The following is a 15,687-nucleotide window of genomic DNA, read 5'->3' on the forward strand; positions in this document are numbered from 1 at the left end:
GCCAGCACCGTGCCCCAACCGTCCGACGAGACCTCGGTCGCGACCTCACCGACGCCCGAGGCACAGGAGGGCTCGCACACCATGACGGGCGCCCCCGCGCCATCCGACCGCAACTCGCTGACGCTTGGGGCGGACGGCCCGATCCTGCTGCACGACGTCCACATGGTCGAGCAGATGGCGCACTTCAACCGCGAGCGGGTGCCCGAGCGCAACGTCCACGCCAAGGGGTCAGGCGCCTTCGGGCGCTTCGAGACCACCGAGGACGTCTCGCAGTACACCAAGGCCGCGCTGTTCCAGCCCGGAGTCACGACCGACATGCTCGCCCGTTTCTCGACCGTCGCCGGCGAGCTCGGCAGCCCCGACACGTGGCGCGACCCCCGCGGCTTCTCGCTGAAGTTCTACACGACCGAGGGCAACTACGACCTCGTCGGCAACAACACCCCCGTCTTCTTCATCCGCGACACGATGAAGTTCCCGCACTTCATCCGCTCCCAGAAGCGCCGCGGCGGCACGGGGCTGCGCGACAACAACATGCAGTGGGACTTCTGGAGCCTCAACCCCGAGTCGGCCCACCAGGTCACGTACCTGATGGGCGATCGCGGCATCCCGAAGACGTACCGGCACATGAACGGCTACGGCTCGCACACCTTCATGTGGATCAACGCCGAGGGCACGCGGTCGTGGGTCAAGTACCACTTTCACTCCGACCAGGGTGTGGAGGGACTGAGCGGCGCGGATGCCGAGCGCATCGCCGGCCAGGACGCGGACTTCCACCGACGCGACCTCATGGAGTCGATCGACCGCGGCGACTTCCCGTCGTGGACCTTGTCGGTCCAGGTCATGCCGTACGAGGACGCCACGACCTACCGCATCAATCCCTTCGACCTGACCAAGACGTGGTCGCACGCCGACTACCCGCTCATCAAGGTCGGGACGATGACGCTCGACCGGAACCCCGACAACTTCTTCGCCCAGATCGAGCAGGCGGCCTTCGAGCCGTCCTCCGTGGTGCCCGGCATCGGCTTCTCCCCCGACAAGATGCTGCTCGGGCGGGTGCTGTCGTACGCCGACGCGCACCGCTACCGGATCGGGCCGAACTACCACCAGCTTCCCGTCAACCGGCACCGCGTCGAGGGCGCCAACACGTATACGTTCGATGGTCCGATGGCGTACGACCACACGGGCGACGCCCCCGTGTACGCGCCCAACTCGATGGGGCGCGGGTACGCCGACCAGACCGGCCCCTCGGAGGAGGGGTGGGAGGCCGACGGGCAGATGGTGCGCTCGGCGTACACGCTGCGCGAGGACGACGACGACTTCTCGCAGGCCGGCGCGCTGGTTCGCGAGGTCTGGGACGACCAGCAGCGCGACGACTTCGTCGCGACCGTCACGGGGCACCTGCTGGGCGGCGTCGAGGGAGAGGTGCTCGAGCGGGCGTTCGACTACTGGAAGCACGTCGACGCGGAGACGGGGGGCCGCATCGAGGAGGCCACGCGGGCCGGCGCCGGGGCCCCCAACCCCGGCGGGGACGACGATGCCGCCAAGGAGGCTGCATCCGATCCCGTGGTGGAGGACTCCACGCACGCGGGCTGACCGCCGCGCGGGTCCCCCGACGACGGGGATCGACGACCCGGGCACCGCTACTGGCTCGTAGAGCGAGGCACCTGCTTCCACGCCGGGCGTGCGTGTGGGACGATCTGTGTCACACGTCACGTCAACGGCGACGGACTCCGGTTCATCTCGATCCTGGAGGTTCTCATGGTCACAGCAGCTGTCCTCACCGGCGTCGCACTCGCCCTCGCGGGCTTGGCGTGGTGGGCCTTCTTCACCCCTGACCAGTCCGGTCGGCCGGGACGGACCGGCCGTCGCGCCGGCCGCTACGGCGCCATGGGCGGGGGCGGCACCTACTTCGGCTCCAGCGGCGGTGGCAGCGGGACCGGCGGCACCCACCACTCCTGCGGAGGCGGCCACTCCTGTGGTGGCGGCACCAGCTGCGGCGGAGGTGGAGGCTGCGGCGGCGGAGGATGTGGCGGCGGCAGCTGATGCCGCTCTCCCCCGTCGCCGGGCTGGGCGTCGGTGCCGGCTGGCGGCCGTCGGTCGCCGACGACCTCCTCGACCTGGCGCGCGAGGGGATGACGTTCTCCGAGGTCGTCGCCGAGAACGTCCGACCCGGTGATCTGCCACCCCTGCTCGTCGAGGCGCTGCGTGCAGGGCTCACGGTCGTGCCGCACGGCGTGACGCTGGGCCTGGCCGGCGGAACGCCTCCGGACCCTGCCCGCCTCCACCACCTCGCCGCGCTCGCCGCCGCCACGGGCTCACCGCTCGTGAGCGAGCACGTCGCGTTCGTCCGTGCCGGGCCCGCCACGGACGGCACCGACGAGCTGCACGCCGACGTGCTCGAGGCCGGTCATCTGGTTCCGGCGGCCCGCACGTCCGACGCGCTGGCCGTGCTGGTCGACAACGTGCGGCTCGCCCAGCGAGCCCTGCCGGTGCCACTCGCGCTCGAGAACATCGCCGCGACGCTCTCGTGGCCCGAGACATCGATGGACGAAGCCGATTTCCTGACCGCCCTGACCGAGGCGACGGGGTGCCTGTTCCTGCTCGACGTCGCCAACCTGCACGCGACGTGCTCGGCGCTCGGGGGCGATCCCCGCGACCTGCTCGACCGCATGCCGCTCGACCACGTCGCCTACGTGCACGTCGCCGGCGGGTTCACCGACCCCCAAGGGGTCTACTGGGACACCCACGCGCACGACATGACCGACGACGTCCTGCACCTGCTGACCTACGTGGTCGGGCTCCTCGGCCCGGCCGGTCCGCCGGTGCTGCTCGAGCGCGACACCGACGTCGACGGGGCGGTCGTCCGGGCCGAGCTCCGGCGCGTCCGGCACGCCGTCGCCGGTGCGGCGGTCCGGGCATGAGCCGCCGCGAGCTGCAGCAGCGGCAGGAGCTCGTGCTCGGGGCGCTGCTGCGCGGCGAGGTGCCGGACGGCTTCGACCCACGGTCGGCCGGGCTCACCGTGCGGGTGCTGCGCGTCAAGCGCCGCAGCGACGCTCTCGAGGCGGTGCCGGCACTCGTCGAGGTCGAGCACCTGGCCGAGCGCTTCGACCGCTGGGCCACCGCCCACCCGCGCACGGGGTGCGCCCACGACGACGTCGTCGACTTCGTGACCGACGACGACGGGGTGCTGCCCGAGCCGTTCGCGTCGATCCGGTCGGTCGAGCGGGTGTACCGCCGCCGGGCACGCTGGGGGCGCGACCGGCGGGCGGGAGCGCGTCCCTGGGTGCTGGCCACCGGCCCCCGCGTCTGGCATCTGGGCCCGCGCGTCGCCCCGACGAGTCCTCCGGGCACGTCTGCGCTAGTTTCGTAAGTGTTGCCCGTCACTTTCTGCAGCGTCGCCGAAGGAGAACACACTCGTGAGCACATCCCCCGTCAAGGTCGCCGTCACCGGTGCCGCCGGTCAGATCGGCTACAGCCTGCTCTTCCGCCTCGCCAGCGGCGCCCTGCTCGGCCCCGACACGCCCGTCCAGCTGCGCCTGCTCGAGATCACGCCGGCGCTCAAGGCCCTCGAGGGTGTCGTGATGGAGCTCGACGACTGCGCGTTCCCGACGCTCGACTCGGTCGAGATCGGCGACGACCCGAACCACATCTTCGACGGCGTCAACCTGGCCCTGCTCGTCGGCGCGCGCCCGCGCACCAAGGGGATGGAGCGCGGTGACCTGCTCTCGGCCAACGGCGCGATCTTCACCGGCCAGGGCAAGGCCCTCAACGACCACGCCGCCGACGACGTCCGCATCGGCGTGACCGGCAACCCGGCCAACACCAACGCGCTCATCGCGATGAGCAACGCACCCGACATCCCGCGCGAGCGCTTCTCGGCGCTGACCCGGCTCGACCACAACCGGGCCATGTCGCAGCTGGCGACCAAGACCGGCTCGAAGGTCACCGACATCAAGAAGCTGACGATCTGGGGCAACCACTCGGCCACCCAGTACCCCGACATCTTCCACGCCGAGATCGGTGGCCAGAACGCGGCCGAGGTCGTCGGCGACCAGGGCTGGATCGCCGACACGTTCATCCCAACGGTCGCGCAGCGCGGCGCCGCCATCATTGAGGCGCGCGGCGCGTCGTCGGCCGCGTCCGCGGCCTCGGCGACGATCGACGCAGCGCGCACCTGGCTCACGGGCACGCCCGAGGGCGACTGGGCCTCGATGGCGGTCTGCTCCGACGGCTCGTACGACATCCCCGAGGGACTGATCTACTCGTTCCCCGTCACGACGTCGAACGGCGAGTGGCAGATCGTGCAGGGCCTCGAGATCGACGAGTTCTCCCGCGGCAAGATGGACGCCACCGCGCAGGAGCTCATCGAGGAGCGCGACGCCGTCAAGGAGCTCGGCCTCATCTGAGCCTCCCCGCCCCGCGGGCCGGTCCGGGTCAGCCGGGCTGGTTGGGGATCAGGATCGGCAGCACGATCAGCGCGGTGCCCAGCAGCGACATCCACACGACGTCGAAGACCTTGCCGCGCACGCGCAGCATCCCGGTGTGGTCGATCGGGACCACCACGCGGGCGAGTGCCCCGGCGACGAAGGCCATGCCGATGGCACCGATGCCCAGACGCCACTGGCCGGCTCCGACCAGCGCAAGACCGACGACGACCGCGAGCAGCTGCAGCAGGTAGAACTGCGACCCCCGGCTGCGCGGCGCCTTCACCGACGGTGCCTCACGGGTTCAGGCGCTCGGCAGTGTCGACGACATTGGCCAGCAGCAGGGCACGGGTCATGGGTCCGACGCCGCCAGGATTGGGCGAGACCCACCCGGCGACCTCGTAGGCGGCCGGATCGACGTCACCGACGATGCCGTTCTCGTCACGGCTGACACCCACGTCGAGCAGCGCGGCCCCGGGCTTGACCATGTCGGCCGAGATGATGCCTGGGACGCCGGCCGCCGCGATCACGATGTCGGCCCGGCGCACCTCGGCGGCCAGGTCGGTGGTGCCGGTGTGGCACAGCGTCACGGTCGCGTTCTCGCTGCGCCGCGTGAGCAGCAGACCCATCGGACGTCCGACGGTGATGCCGCGGCCCACCACGACGACGTGCTGACCGGCGATCGGGACGTCGTGGCGACGCAGGAGCTCGATGATGCCGCGGGGCGTGCACGGCAGCGGGGCCTGCTTGCCGAGCACGAGCCACCCGAGGTTGGTGGGGTGCAGGCCGTCGGCGTCCTTGAGCGGGTCGATGCGGCCGATCGCGGCGTTCTCGTCGAGTCCCTTGGGCAGCGGGAGCTGGAGGATGTAGCCGGTGCAGGTCGGATCGGCGTTGAGCCGGTCGATCGCGGCCTCGACCTCGGCCTGGGTCGCGGTCTCGGGCAGGTCGACGCGGATCGACTCGATGCCGACCTCCGCGCAGTCGCGGTGCTTTCCGGCCACGTACCACTGGCTGCCGGGGTCGTTGCCGACGAGGATCGTGCCGAGACCCGGCACCACGCCCTGGGCGCGCAGGGCGGTCACCCGCTCGCGGAGCTCGCTCTTGATCGCGGCAGCGGCCGCCTTGCCGTCGAGGATCTGCGCAGTCACGAGTCGAGTCTTTCACGTCCGCGCAGGCGTCTGGCGCAGGGCGCATAGACTTCTCCCTGACGGGCGTCACCGGGGGGATCCCACCGCGCACGACGGCACGCCCAGACCTCCGGAAGGACCCCGATGGCCATTCGCGCCCAGCTCACCCAGGAGCGCAGCCGTCTGCGCCGTGAGGAGCTGCTGGCGGCGGCGATCGCCCTCTTCGCCGAGGGAGGCGCCCGCGCCATCACCCACCGCGCCGTGGCCGCCCGAGCAGGGTTGCCATCGGCCACGACGACGTACTACTTCGAGTCGATCGACGAGCTGATCCGCGAGGCGCTCGGCGCCCACGTCACCCGGTGGAGCAGCGAGCTGGACGCCCTCGCCTCGGTCGAGATGAGCACGGCCGTGAGCCTCGACGACACCGCCGCGTTCATCTCGAGCATCTTCGCCGCGCGCGGGCCCGAGGTCGCCGCAACAGAGGTGTCGATCTTCCTCGCCGCCGCGCGCGACCCCCAGCTGCACGACGTCGCCGGAGATGCCCTGCGGTCGATCGAGCGGCTGGCCGACGTCCTGCTCGCCCAGGTCGGGGTCACCGATGCCGCCGACGTCGCCGCGGCCATGGTCGCGCTCATCGCCGGCACGGCACTGCGGCGCCAGTCGGGCCTGTACTCCGAGCAGGACGAGGCACGATTCCTCGCCATGGCGCTGCGCAGCCTCGTCGCGGCCTACGCGCTGGGGCCGGAGGCCGTCGCCTCGGCGATCGACAGCCTGGGCACGGCGACGGCATGACCCCCACGCTGGGCGCGCTGCCACTCGAGCCCTACCGGCCCGACCTGGTCGCGCCGCCCGTCGCGACGCTGCTGTCGGCGTCCGAGCTGGCCGCCCGCGCCTACGTCGCCGAGATCGACCCCGCCCTCGCCGACACGCAGGCGCTCAACGACGCCTTCGGTCTCGACGCCGATCTCGGCGCCAACTGCGTTGTCGTGATGGGCCGCCGCGGCGCCGACGAGCGTCCCGCTGCGTGCGTCGTGCTCTCGAGCACGCGAGCCGACGTCAACGGCTTGGTGCGCCGCACCCTCGACGTCCGCAAGTGCTCGTTCGCCCCGCAGGACTGGGCCGTCTCCCAGACCGGCATGGAGCACGGCGGCATCACGCCGGTCGGCCTGCCCGAGGCCTGGCCGATCCTCGTCGACCGCGCCGTCACGCAGCAGGCCTGGGTGGTGGTGGGCAGTGGCCTGCGCCGGTCCAAGCTCGTGCTGCCCGGGGCGGTGCTCGGCCAGCTGCCCGGCGTCGTGGTGCTCGACGGGCTCGGCACCCCCGCCTAGCGCGGTCAGACCGGCGGGGCGGTCTCGACCGGGGCACGGTGCGCGATCGCCAGCCACACGACCGCCGCCAGCACGAGCAGCCCCCCGACCGCCTGCAGGGCCGTGAGCGACTCCGAGAGCAGCCAGGTGGCCAGCCCGACCGTCACGACGGGCTCGAGCGTCGACAGCACCGAGGTTGCGGTCGGGCCGAGCCGCGCCATGCCGCCGAAGAAGGCCAGGATCGCGACGACCGTGCAGATCAGGGCGATCGCCAGCAGCGTGCCCCACCCGCTGCCGGACGACGGGAAGGCCGCCGGACGCCCGATCACCGCCAGCACCGCGACGACCGCGCCGCACACCACGGCCGCCGCGACGCAGACGATCGTCGACACCGCGACGACGTCCATGCCGCCCGTCACGACCGACCCGACCGTGATGTAGATCGAGTAGACGACCGCCGCACCGACGCCCAGGGCGATGCCGAGCGGCCGTCCCGATCCCCCTCCGACGACGAGGGCCGTGCCGACGAGGGCCAGCACCAGCGCAGCCGCGGTCACGAGCGCGATCCGCTCGCCCAGGAAGACCGCCGCCAGCACCGCCACGAAGGCCGGGAACAGGTAGAGCAGCAAGGCCACGAGGCTGGCCTGGGCGTGCTCGAGGGCCAGGAAGTAGCAGTACGACTGGCCCACGTAGCCGACGCCGCCCATCGCCGCGACGGGCAGGCACCTGCGCAGCGGTGGCACGGCGACGCCCCGCACCCGCATGACACCGATCAGCACGACCGCCGCCAGCGCGAACCGGACGAAGACCAGCGCCGGGGTGTCGACGCCGTCGTCCTGGGCCCACACCCCGAAGATCGCCATCGACCCGAACGCCGCGGCCGACAGCGCCACCAGCAGGGCGCCGGTCAGGCGCGCGGTGGCGGGCATCGAGGTGTCAGTGGAAGAAGTGCCGCGTGCCGGTGAAGTACATCGTGACGCCGGCGGCCTGCGCCGCGGCGATCGACTCGTCGTCGCGCACCGATCCGCCCGGCTGCACGACCGCCTTCACCCCGGCGTCGAGCAGCACCTGCAGGCCGTCGGCGAACGGGAAGAACGCGTCGGACGCGGCGACCGAGCCGGTCGCCCGCTCGGCACCGGCCCGCTCGACCGCGAGACGGCACGAGTCGACCCGGTTGACCTGGCCCATGCCGACGCCGACCGAGGCACCGTCCTTGGCCAGCAGGATCGCGTTGGACTTGACGGCGCGCGAGGCGGTCCACGCGAAGGCCAGGTCGGCGAGGGTCGAGCTGTCGGCGGGCTCGCCGGCCGCGAGCGTCCACGACGAGGGAGCGTCGCCCTCGGCGTCGACGTGGTCGCGCTCCTGGGCCAGCTCGCCGCCCGAGATGCCGCGGAACTCGTACGGGGTCACCTGCTCGTCGGCGGCGCAGCGCAGGATGCGGATGTTCTTCTTGCCCTGCAGCACCTCGACGGCGCCGGGCTCGTAGTCGGGCGCGACGATGACCTCGGTGAAGACCTCGGCGACCTGCTCGGCCATCTGCACGCTGACCGGACGGTTGCTGGCGATGACGCCGCCGAAGGCCGAGACGGGATCGCACGCGTGCGCCCGGGCGTGGGCCTGCGCGATGTCGGCGCCGACCGCGATGCCGCAGGGATTGGCGTGCTTGATGATCGCGACGGCCGGATCGGCGAAGTCGTACGCGGCCCGGCGCGCGGCATCGGTGTCGACGTAGTTGTTGTACGACATCTCCTTGCCGTGCAGCTGCTCGGCGGCGGCCAGTCCGCCGGTGCCGTCGGAGTACAGGGCGGCCTGCTGGTGCGGGTTCTCGCCGTAGCGCAGGACGGCCTGGCGGGTCAGCGTCGAGCCGCCGAACTCGGGCCATCCGCCGTCACCGGCATAGTCGCCGGCGAACCACGACGCGACGGTGACGTCGTACGCGGCCGTGTGCGCGAACGCCTGGGCGGCCAGCTGCTTGCGCTGCTGCAGGGTGAAGCCGCCGCCCGACAGGGCCGCGCGCACGTCGTCGTACGCCGAGGGCGACACGACGACCGCGACGCTCGGGTGGTTCTTGGCGGCCGCGCGGACCATCGACGGCCCACCGATGTCGATCTGCTCGACGCACTCGTCGGGGGTGGCGCCCGAGGCGACGGTCTCGCGGAACGGGTAGAGGTTGACGATCACGAGGTCGAAGGGCTCGATCTCGAGGTCGGCCAGCTGGGCGACGTGGTCGTCGAGGCGCAGGTCGGCGAGGATGCCCGCGTGCACGCGGGGGTGCAACGTCTTGACCCGCCCGTCGAGGCACTCGGGGAAGCCCGTCAGCTGCTCGACCGGGGTCACGGGCACGCCGGCGGCCTCGATGGTCTTGGCCGTCGAGCCCGTGGACACGATCGACACCCCGGCAGCGTGCAGATCGGACGCGAGCTGCTCGAGCCCGGTCTTGTCGTAGACCGAGACGAGGGCGCGGCGCAGCGGACGGGTGGTGGCGGTGTCGGTCATGCGGGTCCTTGGTCGTTGGCTGGTCTGCCGAGCCGGACGGCACGGTCGTCGATGTGGAAGTCGTGGCGCGCCAGGGTGCCGACCCACTCGACCAGCATGGCGCGCTCGCTGGTCTTGATGCGCTCGTGCAGCGCGGCCTCGTCGTCGGTGTCGAGCACCGGCACCGCCACCTGGGCGACGATCGGGCCCGTGTCGACGCCGGCGTCGACGACGAAGAGCGTGGCGCCGGTGACCTTGACGCCGTAGGCGAGGGCGTCGCGGGGTCCGTGCATGCCCGGGAACGAGGGGGACAGGGCGGGATGGGTGTTGAGCGTGCGCCCGCCGAACAGGGCCAGGAAGGCCGGTCCGGTCAGCTTCATGAAGCCTGCCAGCACCACCAGGTCGGGCTCGCGCGCCGCGACCCGCTCGGCCAGCGCGACGTCCCAGGCCGCCCGGTCGTCGAACTGCGACGTCCGCAGCACGAACGTCTCGATGCCGTGCCGCTCGGCGCGGGCCAGACCCTCGATTCCGTCGCGATCGGCGCCGACCGCGACGATGTCGACGCCGTAGTCAGGCTCCGTCGACGCGTCGATCAGCGCCTGCAGGTTGGTGCCGCTTCCAGAGACGAGCACGACCAGGCGCGCTGGTGTCCGAGGGGCGGGAGGCACGGCCACCACGATAGTGGGACAGTGCGGCGCCCAGCGCGCCGCCCAGTGCCATGACGGGCACGACGACGAGCAGCGGTGTCAGCAGGGGCGGACCGGCGTCGGCCAGGAGCCCCGGCCCGATCGCGCCACCGGACAGGCCGACCAGCACGCCGAGCCCGAATCCGCCGAGTGCGCCGGCGGCGGCGCCGAGGGTCAGGCGCGGAACCAGGCCGTCGCGCTCGACCGGTCCGAGGCGCCATCCGCTGACGACGCCGGCCAGCAGCGGCACCAGACCCAGGACGAACACCCAGTCGGGGAACTCCCCTGGCTCGGGCAGGGCGGCCAGCAGCGGGAAGCCCGGCACCTGACCGAGCTGTGAGCCGGTCAGGTCGACGCTCGTGCCCGTGCCGATCGCGAACCCGGGGCCGATGAGCGCGGACGCCGTCCACAGCACGAGCGTCGGCACGGCCAGCACCGAACCGATCGCGAGGGCCACGCCCCCGCCGACGCCCGGGTCGAGCAGCGCCCAGAGGTCGCCGGCCCGATCGACGCTCGTGACCAGCAGCACCGTCACGACGATCGCGGCAGCGCCCAGCACGACGAGCGCGCCCGGCACGGCGGCCCGCACCACGGCGCGGACGTCCGCGGGGGTCGTGAACCACCAGCGGTCGCCGTCGCCGTGCCGCTGGACCGTTCCCCACATGGCACCGAGACCCCCGACGACGAAGCCCGCGGCGGCCGAGCGGACGACCGAGGTGTGCACGTCACCGACGTTGGTCGCCGCCGACGCGATCGCGGCGATGGCACCGAAGGCCCCGGCCGCCGAGGCCGCGAACGCCGCGTGCTCCTCGAGCGGATCGGCGACGACCCACACCGCGGCGCGGGCGACCAGGGCGATGCACAGCAGCGTTGCGCCGACGGGGATCAGGCCGATCGAGACGTTGCCCGCCTCGATGCCCGACCCGAGCGCGACCAGCCACGTGCGGATCGTGGTGCGTGCCAGGGGGCCCGGCTCCACGCCGGACGGTCCCCGCGCGATCAGGACGACGACCGCGGCCACCGTCCACGACAGGATCGCCGCGACGACGGCGGTGAGGAAGGCAGGCCGCAGGTAGGAGGTCTCAGCAGGCGCGGGCACCGGTTCATCCTCCCTGTAAAGTTGCCGCGTTGCACGAAGGCACGCTGGCACGCCCGACGTCGAAGGAGGCTGGATCATGACTCGCGTCGACGAGTTCAACAGCTTCTACTCCTCCACCTTCCGCGATGCCGTGCAGGTCACGTACGCGCTGTGCGGCGACCGGCAGGTGGCCCTCGAGTCCACGGTCGACGCCTACCGTCGCGCGTGGCGCGACTGGTCCAAGATCCGCGACCGGCACCCGCTGTCGTACGTGCGCAACGAGGCCTGGAAGATCACGGGCCTCAGCCGCGGCGCCCACCCGCTGCGCCGGCGTCACGAAGAGGACAGCGACACCGAGCTGCTCTCCGCCCTGCACGACCTGCCCGTCGACGACCGCCGCCTGATCGTCCTCATGACGCTCGGCAACACCGATCTCGAAGAGGCGTCGCGCGAGGTCGGTCAGCCGGCCGAGGAGGGCATCGAGAACGTCACGACGGCCCTCGCGACGCTCGAGACCAAGCTCGGCGAGGGCATCGACGCCATCGAGCGCCGCATGCACGCGCTGTCGTCGGCCACCGACGCGCTCGACATGCCCCCCGCCGGCGACGTCCGCACCGCGGCCCGGCGCGGACGACGGCGCAACACCGTGCTGCTGGTCGCCGCGGCGATCGCCCTGATCCTGGGCGGCGGGCTGGTGGCCACCGACGGTGACGCGCTCGCCACCAGCGGCGACCTGCCCCGCCGCGAGAAGATCGGTGCCGAGCGACCCGACGTCGTCCTCGACGCCCAGAAGATCGACGCCGGCAACCTGCTCGCGCCCAAGCAGCTCGCGACGCTCGACGGCACCCGCACCTGGACGACCGCGAGCACCGACGACGACGTCACCAACAAGACCCCGTACGCGACCTGCCCCACCAAGCGGTTCGCCGACTCCGACCCGCTCAAGGTGTTCGTGCGCACCTTCAACGGCGACGGCCCGGGCAATGCGCGCGTCGCCCAGGCGATCGAGGTCTCCCGCAGCGACAGGGTCGCCACCGAGGCCTACCAGCGCCTCGTGCAGTGGTACTCCGACTGCGAGCACCCCCGCACCCAGCTCGTCGCGTCCTACACCGTCAAGCGACCGTTCGGCGACTTCCAGATCCTGTCGCTGCGGTCCAACCGCTCCCCCGAGCGCTCCTTCACCGTCGGCTTCAGCCACTCCGGCACCATCACCAGCACCCTCGTCCACGAGGTCGACGGCCCCACCGGGCCCAGCATCGAGTCGTTCGCGCAGACGCTCGACGACTCGGTCTCCAAGGTCTGCAAGGACAGCGGCGGCCGCTGCTCCGACGCCATCGAGGTGCTGCCGTCCGATCCTCCCCCGACGACCGAGGCGCCCTCGTTCCTCGGCATCGTCGACCTGCCTCCCATCGCGGCGATCGACAAGGTCTGGGCGGGCACCGACTTCCCGGCGCAGACCAACCCCGCAGCCACCCAGTGCGACACGGCCTCGTTCACCGGCAGCTCGGTCAAGAAGGCGGGTTCGCGCGTCTACGTGCTCTACGAGGCCACCGAGCTGCCGCCGGAGTTCGGCGTCGCCGAGACCACAGCCCGGTTCACGTCCGCCACGAAGGCCAAGGACTTCGTCGCCAAGCTCTCGCGGCGCATCGACGGCTGCAAGGACAAGATCCTGTCCGCCGGCGTCGACCAGAAGAGCAAGGTCTCGGTGCCCGATGCGTCCGGCACGGTCTGGCGGGTCGGCTTCGAGGTCGAGGGCGACAAGAAGGTCTACTACCGCACCGCGATCGTCCGGCGCGGCGCCGACGTCGCGCAGGTGACCTTCACGCCGGCCGGTGAGTACGACATCTCGCAGGACGCCTTCAAGGCCATCGCCGAGCGCGCCGCCACCCGCCTGAAGTACGCCACCGACTGACGACCGCCCGCACATGAGCTGAGGAGTCGGCGTTGCGGCCCTCCGACGAGCTCGAAGACTGACGCACGCCTCAGGATGACTGGGCTTGTCGGAGGGCCGCAACAGACTCGTCAGCGCACGCAGGAACGACGAAGCCCCACCACATCAGTGGTGGGGCTTCGTCGAGCTGAGTCCTACAGACCCTTCAGGATCTCGCGCATGAGCTCGGCAGTCTCGGACGGCGTCTTGCCGACCTTGACCCCGGCGGCCTCGAGGGCCTCCTTCTTGCCCTGTGCGGTGCCCGCACCGTCGGACACGATGGCGCCGGCGTGGCCCATCGTCTTGCCCTCGGGAGCGGTGAAGCCCGCGACGTAGCCGACGACCGGCTTGGTCACGTGCTCCTTGATGTAGGCCGCGGCCTTCTCCTCCGCGTCACCGCCGATCTCGCCGATCATCACGATCGCCGTGGTGTCGGGGTCGGCCTCGAACGCCTCGAGGGCGTCGATGTGCGTCGTGCCGATGATCGGGTCTCCGCCGATGCCGATGGCGGTCGAGAAGCCGAAGTCGCGCAGCTCGAACATCATCTGGTAGGTCAGCGTGCCCGACTTCGACACCAGGCCGATGGGGCCCTTGCCCGCGATGTTGGCCGGCGTGATGCCCGCCAGCGCCTCGCCCGGCGTGATGATGCCGGGGCAGTTCGGGCCGATGATGCGCGTCTTCTTGCCCTGGGCGTAGGCCCAGAACTCGGCGCTGTCCTGCACCGGCACGCCCTCGGTGATGATGACGAGCAGACCGATCTCGGCATCGATCGCCTCGACGACGGCATCCTTGGTGAACGCCGGCGGCACGAAGGCGACCGACACGTCGGCGCCGGTCTTCTCGATCGCCTCGGCGACCGAGCCGAACACGGGCAGCTCGACCTCGGCGCCGGAGGCGTCGGTGTGGGTGACCGTGGTGCCGGCCTTGCGGGCGTTGACGCCACCGACGACCTGGGTGCCGGCGGCGAGCATGCGAGCGGTGTGCTTGGAGCCCTCGCCGCCGGTGATGCCCTGGACGATGACCTTGGAGTCCTTGTTCAGATAGATCGACATGTCAGCCCCTTCAGCCGTTCGCCAGCTCGGCGGCCTTGTCGGCCGCGCCGTCCATGGTGTCCACCTGAGTCACGAGCGGGTGGTTGAGCTCGTCGAGGATCGCGCGTCCCTCGTCGACGTTGTTGCCGTCGAGGCGCACGACCAGCGGCTTGGACGCCTCGGAGCCGAGCAGCTCGAGCGCGCCCTTGATGCCGTTGGCGACCGCGTCGCACGACGTGATGCCGCCGAAGACGTTGACGAAGACGCTCTTGACCTGCGGGTCGTTGAGGATGACGTCGAGACCGTTGGCCATGACCTCGGCCGACGCTCCTCCGCCGATGTCGAGGAAGTTGGCGGGCTTGACGTTGCCGTGCTTCTCGCCGGCGTACGCCACGACGTCGAGGGTGCTCATGACGAGCCCCGCGCCGTTGCCGATGATGCCGACCTCACCGTCGAGCTTGACGTAGTTGAGGCCCTTGGCCTTGGCCTTGGCCTCGAGGGGGTCGGCCTCCTCGTGGATGACGAAGTCCTCGTGCTCGGGGTGGCGCACCTCGGAGGCGTTCTCGTCGAGCGAGACCTTGCCGTCGAGAGCCTCGAGCTTGTCGCCCTCGAGGCGTGCCAGCGGGTTGACCTCGACCAGCGTCGCGTCCTCCTCGACGAACACCTTCCAGAGAGCCTGGACCATGGCCACGGCCTGGTCGGCGAGCTCGGCCGGGAACTTGGCCTCCTCGACGATCGCGCGGGCCTTCGCCTCGTCGACGCCGGTGCCGGCGTCGATCGGGATCTGGCGCACGGCCTCGGGGTTGGTCTTGGCGACCTCTTCGATCTCGACACCGCCCTCGACGCTCGCGATGCAGAGGTAGCTGCGGTTGGAACGGTCGAGCAGGAAGGAGAAGTAGTACTCCTCGACGGGCGGCGTCGCCGGCGTGACGAGCACGCGGTTGACGGTCAGGCCCTTGATCTCCATGCCGAGGATGTTGGAGGCGTGCTCGAAGGCCTCGTCGGCCGTCTTCGCGAGCTTGACGCCGCCGGCCTTGCCGCGACCGCCGGCCTTGACCTGTGCCTTGATGACGGTCACGCCACCGATCTGCTCGGCGGCTGCCTTGGCCTCTTCGGCGGTCTGCACGACGACGCCGAGCGTCGTCGCGACGCCATGCTTGGCGAAGAGCTCCTTCGCCTGGTATTCCATCAGATCCACGGTGGTGTCCGTCCTTGGGTTGGAGTTCTGCCCTGGTCGGGTCCGGCAGGAGGCCGCCACGAACAGGCCGTTGCGACTGTATCCGTTAACGCGATGTTAAGTCGCGTCGGTTACGTCACACCGCGGGCTCGACGGTGATGTCGCCGGCCCCCAGCGCGTGCAACGCGTCTCTCACCCGTTGCGCGTCGGACGAGCCCGCGTCGACGACGACCCGCACGGCGTCCTCGGCGACGGCCGTGGCCGCCAGCTGCTCGGGCGACTGGCGTCCGCCGACGAACACGATCTCGTGGCCTTCGTCGCGCAGACGCCGGGCGATCGTCCGGGCACCGGTGTCGTCGCCCGCGGATCCCACCACGATGCGATCAGCCGCCATGGGCCGATCGTGCCACACGTGAGTGCTGTCACACGAAGCGGCGATCTGCCACGGGACC

17 protein-coding genes are annotated in these 15,687 nt (G+C 71.5%); 8 read left to right on the forward strand and 9 right to left on the reverse strand.

From position 1 onward, the window contains the following. The first annotated feature begins 81 nt into the window (after positions 1 to 81). The 5 genes from DX116_RS01165 to DX116_RS01185 all read left to right on the forward strand — a co-directional run bounded on the left by DX116_RS01165 (position 82) and on the right by DX116_RS01185 (position 4,406). A complete protein-coding gene (locus tag DX116_RS01165) occupies positions 82 to 1,593 on the forward strand; it encodes a catalase (protein WP_119704050.1) in 1,512 nt (503 codons plus the stop codon). Between the two features lie 165 nt (positions 1,594 to 1,758). After that, positions 1,759 to 2,043, forward strand: a complete 285-nt coding sequence (locus DX116_RS01170) for a hypothetical protein (protein ID WP_199715882.1) — start codon at positions 1,759 to 1,761, stop codon at positions 2,041 to 2,043. After that, a complete protein-coding gene (locus tag DX116_RS01175) occupies positions 2,043 to 2,921 on the forward strand; it encodes a multinuclear nonheme iron-dependent oxidase (protein ID WP_119704051.1) in 879 nt (292 codons plus the stop codon). The genes DX116_RS01170 and DX116_RS01175 overlap by 1 nt, the downstream gene beginning before the upstream one ends. Continuing rightward, positions 2,918 to 3,370, forward strand: coding sequence for a hypothetical protein (locus DX116_RS01180; RefSeq protein ID WP_119702414.1), 453 nt, complete (start codon positions 2,918 to 2,920; stop codon positions 3,368 to 3,370). The genes DX116_RS01175 and DX116_RS01180 overlap by 4 nt, the downstream gene beginning before the upstream one ends. A 46-nt stretch (positions 3,371 to 3,416) precedes the next feature. Beyond that, positions 3,417 to 4,406, forward strand: a complete 990-nt coding sequence (locus tag DX116_RS01185; RefSeq protein ID WP_119702415.1) for a malate dehydrogenase — start codon at positions 3,417 to 3,419, stop codon at positions 4,404 to 4,406. A gap of 28 nt (positions 4,407 to 4,434) precedes the next feature. On the opposite strand, the gene DX116_RS01190 is transcribed toward DX116_RS01185, so the two are convergent. Both DX116_RS01190 and DX116_RS01195 read right to left on the reverse strand, forming a co-directional pair. Continuing rightward, positions 4,435 to 4,710 (reverse strand): DUF3017 domain-containing protein, encoded by a 276-nt coding sequence (locus DX116_RS01190; protein ID WP_119702416.1) that lies wholly within the window; start codon positions 4,708 to 4,710, stop codon positions 4,435 to 4,437. Positions 4,711 to 4,720: 10 nt separating this feature from the next. Continuing rightward, entirely contained in the window at positions 4,721 to 5,572 is an 852-nt protein-coding gene (locus DX116_RS01195; protein WP_119702417.1) for a bifunctional methylenetetrahydrofolate dehydrogenase/methenyltetrahydrofolate cyclohydrolase, read from the reverse strand. 123 nt (positions 5,573 to 5,695) lie between these two features. Here DX116_RS01195 and DX116_RS01200 point away from each other — a divergent pair, with 123 nt between their 5' ends. Continuing rightward, positions 5,696 to 6,343, forward strand: coding sequence for a TetR/AcrR family transcriptional regulator (locus DX116_RS01200; RefSeq protein WP_119702418.1), 648 nt, complete (start codon positions 5,696 to 5,698; stop codon positions 6,341 to 6,343). Next, positions 6,340 to 6,879, forward strand: coding sequence for a YbaK/EbsC family protein (locus tag DX116_RS01205; RefSeq protein ID WP_119702419.1), 540 nt, complete (start codon positions 6,340 to 6,342; stop codon positions 6,877 to 6,879). Before DX116_RS01200 ends, DX116_RS01205 begins: the two co-directional genes overlap by 4 nt. Before the next feature lie 5 nt (positions 6,880 to 6,884). Here DX116_RS01205 and DX116_RS01210 read toward each other — a convergent pair whose 3' ends face one another. Genes DX116_RS01210 through DX116_RS01225 form a run of 4 tightly spaced genes read right to left on the reverse strand, consistent with a single transcriptional unit; the run spans position 6,885 to position 11,118 of the window. Then, the gene (locus tag DX116_RS01210) at positions 6,885 to 7,787 is read right to left on the reverse strand and encodes a DMT family transporter (RefSeq protein ID WP_119702420.1); all 903 of its coding nucleotides are present in this window, start codon (positions 7,785 to 7,787) and stop codon (positions 6,885 to 6,887) included. 7 nt (positions 7,788 to 7,794) lie between these two features. Beyond that, complete coding sequence (gene purH, locus DX116_RS01215; RefSeq protein ID WP_119702421.1) at positions 7,795 to 9,354, reverse strand: bifunctional phosphoribosylaminoimidazolecarboxamide formyltransferase/IMP cyclohydrolase; 1,560 nt, start codon at positions 9,352 to 9,354, stop codon at positions 7,795 to 7,797. Continuing rightward, positions 9,351 to 9,965 (reverse strand): phosphoribosylglycinamide formyltransferase, encoded by a 615-nt coding sequence (purN, locus tag DX116_RS01220; protein WP_233556527.1) that lies wholly within the window; start codon positions 9,963 to 9,965, stop codon positions 9,351 to 9,353. The genes purH and purN overlap by 4 nt, the downstream gene beginning before the upstream one ends. Further along, positions 9,904 to 11,118, reverse strand: a complete 1,215-nt coding sequence (locus DX116_RS01225) for a cell division protein PerM (protein ID WP_119702423.1) — start codon at positions 11,116 to 11,118, stop codon at positions 9,904 to 9,906. The genes purN and DX116_RS01225 overlap by 62 nt, the downstream gene beginning before the upstream one ends. A gap of 76 nt (positions 11,119 to 11,194) precedes the next feature. On the opposite strand from DX116_RS01225, the gene DX116_RS01230 reads away from it, so the two are divergent. Then, a complete protein-coding gene (locus DX116_RS01230; RefSeq protein WP_119702424.1) occupies positions 11,195 to 13,009 on the forward strand; it encodes a SigE family RNA polymerase sigma factor in 1,815 nt (604 codons plus the stop codon). A 173-nt stretch (positions 13,010 to 13,182) separates the two neighbouring features. Here DX116_RS01230 and sucD read toward each other — a convergent pair whose 3' ends face one another. The 3 genes from sucD to DX116_RS01245 all read right to left on the reverse strand — a co-directional run bounded on the left by sucD (position 13,183) and on the right by DX116_RS01245 (position 15,629). Continuing rightward, a complete protein-coding gene (gene sucD, locus DX116_RS01235; protein WP_119702425.1) occupies positions 13,183 to 14,079 on the reverse strand; it encodes a succinate--CoA ligase subunit alpha in 897 nt (298 codons plus the stop codon). 10 nt (positions 14,080 to 14,089) lie between these two features. Continuing rightward, positions 14,090 to 15,256 carry an ADP-forming succinate--CoA ligase subunit beta gene (sucC, locus tag DX116_RS01240; RefSeq protein ID WP_119702426.1) on the reverse strand — a complete coding sequence of 389 codons (1,167 nt, stop codon included), beginning with the start codon at positions 15,254 to 15,256 and terminating at the stop codon, positions 14,090 to 14,092. 115 nt (positions 15,257 to 15,371) lie between these two features. Continuing rightward, entirely contained in the window at positions 15,372 to 15,629 is a 258-nt protein-coding gene (locus DX116_RS01245; RefSeq protein ID WP_119702427.1) for a cobalamin B12-binding domain-containing protein, read from the reverse strand. Positions 15,630 to 15,687: the final 58 nt, after the last annotated feature.

Source organism: Aeromicrobium endophyticum, assembly GCF_003586285.1.
Taxonomy (GTDB): Bacteria; Actinomycetota; Actinomycetes; order Propionibacteriales; family Nocardioidaceae; genus Aeromicrobium; species Aeromicrobium endophyticum.